The organism is Bacillus sp. JJ664, assembly GCF_036962205.1.
Lineage (GTDB): Bacteria > Bacillota > Bacilli > Bacillales > Bacillaceae_G > Gottfriedia.
This window is the reverse complement of record NZ_JBALMS010000073.1, coordinates 1-3892: the sequence shown is the minus strand read 5'-3', so window position 1 is coordinate 3892 and position 3892 is coordinate 1. Positions and strand designations below refer to the sequence as shown.

3 protein-coding genes are annotated in these 3892 nt (G+C 31.5%); all 3 read right to left on the bottom strand.

All coding sequences use genetic code 11. The annotated features are described in order from the left end of the window. Nucleotides 1–218: 218 nt before the first annotated feature. Genes V7056_RS13015 through V7056_RS13005 form a run of 3 tightly spaced genes read right to left on the bottom strand, consistent with a single transcriptional unit; the run spans nt 219 to nt 3723 of the window. On the bottom strand, nt 219–1277 hold the full coding sequence (locus tag V7056_RS13015; RefSeq protein ID WP_499702553.1) for a sensor histidine kinase: 1059 nt from the start codon (nt 1275–1277) through the stop codon (nt 219–221). Next, nucleotides 1274–1951 (bottom strand): response regulator transcription factor, encoded by a 678-nt coding sequence (locus tag V7056_RS13010; protein ID WP_499702552.1) that lies wholly within the window; start codon nt 1949–1951, stop codon nt 1274–1276. Before V7056_RS13010 ends, V7056_RS13015 begins: the two co-directional genes overlap by 4 nt. A 20-nt stretch (nt 1952–1971) precedes the next feature. Continuing rightward, nucleotides 1972–3723: an ABC transporter ATP-binding protein gene (locus V7056_RS13005; protein WP_499702550.1), complete on the bottom strand. Its 1752-nt coding sequence runs from the start codon at nt 3721–3723 to the stop codon at nt 1972–1974. Nucleotides 3724–3892: the final 169 nt, after the last annotated feature.

Below are 3892 nucleotides of genomic sequence, written 5' to 3'. Positions count from 1 at the left end.
TTCAAAGTTCACTTCGTCACTCGTAAGCGACTTATATTATAATAACATTTTTTAGTTGTTTTTGTCAACAACTATTTTTCATTATAATTTGTTGAACACTTTTTTTAATGTGACAACGTTTAATAATATACCATCTATTTTTCACTAATGCAATACCTTTTTAACATAAAACAAAAATGTTTTTCATTTTATGTTAAAATCTCGGTATCACAAAACTATTAGCTTTGTTTCAAGGGTAATTCCACAATAAAGGTTGAACCTATACCAACTTCACTTTCTACATATACTACTCCGTTATGCATCTCTACAATTTTTCTAACAATAGATAATCCTAATCCATTACCCATGGTAGTTCGATCCCTAGACTTATCTGCTTTATAAAATCTTTCAAAAATATGAATCTGATCTTCATCGGATATTCCGATTCCAGAATCCTTTATCTTAACGATGATCTTATCAGTATCATCTATTACTGATACTGAAATTTCTCCGCCATTAGGGGTGAACTTTATACTATTGCTTATTAAATTCTGCCACACCTGGTTTAAGAGCACTTCATCTCCTTCAATATCAACTTTATTTAGATTAACAACCATATTGATATCCTTTTCAAGAATTTGAGGCTCACAACTTAAAATTGAATACATTAGTTGACTGTTTAATGAAAACAAAGCTTTGTCGAGTGGTTGGTCTTGTGATTCCAAGGAAGTCAACTTGAGCAAATTATCACTAAGTTTAGATAAACGATTACTTTCATATTCAATAATACTTAAATATTGCATTCTTTCTTCTGGAGGTAAGTTTTCATTTTGAAGAACTTTTGCAAATCCTTTTATGGAAGTTAGTGGTGACTGAATCTCATGAGATACATTAGAGATAAACTCTTGCCTCATTTTTTCAACTTGTTCTAAACTAACCGCCATATTATTAAAACTATCAATAATTTTTTTAATTTCTCCTCTATTCACGTCGCGAAATTTCTCAAAATTTAATGAAACATTATACTCACCTCGAGAAATACTTTTAATTGCATTCGTTATCTCATTTATCATGATCCTTTGCTTTGGATGATGAAATAAGATACCAACAATAGCAGCAAGCATTCCCAACAAAATAAAGGTTAAAAAGGTATTAATGGTTTGTTCAGCTATGTCAGATAAATTGTCAAAATAACGGTCATAAATAAGTGTTGTTGAAAAATACGCAACTATACTACTAGTGAGGATAATCCCTGTAAAAAAGATTAAAGCTTGTATTATACCTTTTAGAAGTTTCATTTTATAATCTCCATTCGATATCCTAATCCCCAAACGGTTGTAATTTTAAAATGAAATTCTTTCTCGGGAAATCGCTCTCTTAGACGTTTAATATGAACATCCACTGTTCTTTCGTCCCCTTGATAATCAAAACCCCATATATTTTCAATTAACTGTTCTCTTGAAAAGGTTCTTCCAAGAGAACTAGCCAATACAAACAATAATTCTAGTTCCTTCATAGGTATAGTAATTGTGTTGCCATTGCTGATTACCTTAAAATTCCCGTGATCTATCATTAACTTTCCAACCTGAACTATTTGTGAAGATGATATTTTCGCTCTTCTTAATAAAGCTTTTACTCTTACAATTAACTCAGCTGGTTCAAAAGGTTTTACAACATAGTCATCTGTTCCCAATTTAAATCCCTTTACTTTTTGTTCCGTTTCACCTTTTGCAGTTAGCATAATAATAGGAAGATCATACGCAAATCTTACCTCTTGGCAAAGCTCAAATCCATCCATTTTAGGCATCATTAAATCAATGATCATAAGATCTATTTTTTGTTTATCAAAGGTTTCTAAAGCTTCGATACCATTTGTTGACTCGAATACTACAAATCCTTCATTACTTAATAAAACACTTAACAACTTACGAATATGGGGATCGTCATCTACAACTAAAATATTGGCCATCACACTTTTCCTTCCCTAATACGTTATACGGTACTATTCACTCTTAATTGTTGATCAGCAAACTCTTTATACATCGGGTGGTAGCTGTATAACTCATTATGTGTTCCGATACCAGTGATTTCTCCTTTATCTAAAAATACGATTTGATCAGCATCAATTACAGTAGATAGACGATGAGCAATGATTAATGTTGTTCTACCCTGCATTAAATTTGATAGTGCATTCTGAACAACTAACTCCGACCTACTATCAAGATTCGATGTAGCCTCATCTAACATTAGTAATTTTGGATTTCTTAATAAAGCTCTAGCAATACCTATACGTTGCCTTTGACCACCGGATAATTTAATTCCTCTTTCTCCAACTTCAGTTTTAAATCCTAATGGCAATTCACTAACGAATTGGTCTACATACGCCATTTTAGAAATATTCTCTAATTCTTGTTCAGTTACATCTCTACCAATACCATAGCAAATATTATCTCGTATCGTCCCAATGATCAAAGGACTTTCTTGAGCAACATAACCGATGTGTTTTCTCCAGCTTTCTAATTTAAGGTTATTAATTGGATTAGTGCCGATTGAAATTTCTCCATCAGTAGGAGAATAAAAGCGCTCAATCAGTGAAAACAAAGTCGTTTTCCCACTACCACTAGGGCCCACTATTGCAGTTACTTTACCAGGACTAATAGAAAAATTAAGCACTTTTAAAATTTCTTCATCCTTATATGCAAAGCTTAAATTATTAATATAAATTGGTAAATTAGTATCAATGTCTTCTGTTCCGTTTTGATAATCTTCTTCCTCTAACTCTAAAATGCTGATCATACGCTCTGTTGCACCTTTTGTTTTTTGAAGCTCAGTAAAAAAGTGCGTAATTTGAGTAACTGGAAAAATGATTTGAAATAAATATAGTATATAGGCTACAAGTGCGCCTGCTGTGATTACACCAGATGATACCCTCACCCCACCATATCCAATAATCACAACAAGAACTAACATTAATACAAAGGAAACGATTGGTCCGATTAAGGCATGTAATTTTCCTTCTTTAATACCAAATGACAATAACTTATTTATACCCTTACTACCATTTGTCATTTCAGTTGATTCCGCATTTGAAACCTTAACTAATCTAATCTCAGAGAAGACTTGGCTAATTAATGATGTGAACTTCGCCGTTTCATCTTGTGTTAACTTTGACAGCTTTGACATTTGTTTTCCAATTGGGATAAAAATCAATACAATAACAGGTATGATACTAAAAGTTACTAACGTCATTTTCCAATCTAATATTAGTAATAAAACAAACGAACCAACTATTGAAATAATACCAGTTAAAAAATTAGTAATATGTTCAGTTATTAAACCTTTTAAAATTGCCGTATCATTGGTAACTCTACTTACATTTTCTCCTGTTTGACTATTGTCGTAATAAGAAATTGGTAGAACGATCATCTTTTTCCATAATCGATGTCTTACATTTGCTACAACCTGATTTCCAACTCTACTTAACAAGTAGATTGCAGTAGCTGAAGAAATAGCTTGTAAAAGTAATACACCTGCAAATAAAGCTATTTGACCAGCACTTAAAGATGATATTGAAAATCCATCTACGAACTTCTTAGTAAGTAATGGTAATAATAATCCAACTAAAGTTGTTGTTACACTTAATAAGACGCCTACAATGAATAAGACCTTTGGCGGGTTTGCACTTTTAATTAATGCTATAAAGTTTTTCCAATCGTTATTATTTATATTTTTTTCTTTTTTCATCACTTTACTCCTAACTCTATGTCTAAATTTAAGTACTTATTAAATTTACATCTTAAATATGAATAAAAAATGAACTAGAATACAAGGCACCAAAGAAATCTTAACTTTAAGAACACAAAAAAACATCAGCCAAATAGCTGATGTTTTTCATTTTACCAGGCGACGTTCT